The sequence below is a fragment of the Holdemanella sp. DFI.5.55 genome (assembly GCF_020593575.1).
GTDB classification, from domain to species: Bacteria; Bacillota_I; Bacilli_A; order Erysipelotrichales; family Erysipelotrichaceae; genus Holdemanella; species Holdemanella hominis.
The window spans coordinates 1-233 of record NZ_JAJDMK010000388.1 but is presented as its reverse complement, the minus strand read 5'-3'; the positions used below and the strand labels follow the sequence as shown (position 1 = coordinate 233).

General features: G+C 39.9%; 1 protein-coding gene. It reads left to right on the top strand.

The window, feature by feature from the left end; all coding sequences use genetic code 11:
* Nucleotides 1–17 precede the first annotated feature (17 nt).
* Nucleotides 18–233 (top strand): alpha amylase N-terminal ig-like domain-containing protein (locus LJE08_RS14540; RefSeq protein ID WP_227403655.1); only part of this gene is annotated, 216 nt, incomplete at its 3' end.

Below are 233 nucleotides of genomic sequence, written 5' to 3'. Positions count from 1 at the left end.
AAAGGAGCTTGCAATCAATGAATCTGGCAGGAATCTATCATCGTCCAGAAAGTGAAATGGCCTATCTATACACTAAAGATGTCATGCATATTTGCTTAAAGACCGCTCAAGATGATATCACTCAGGTTTTGCTTTTGCATGGTGATCCATATAGTCTGCATAGTCGGCCGGATCTTCCCAAATTTTACAAGCACCCAACACCAATGAAAAAAATTCACTCTGATGGTGTGTAT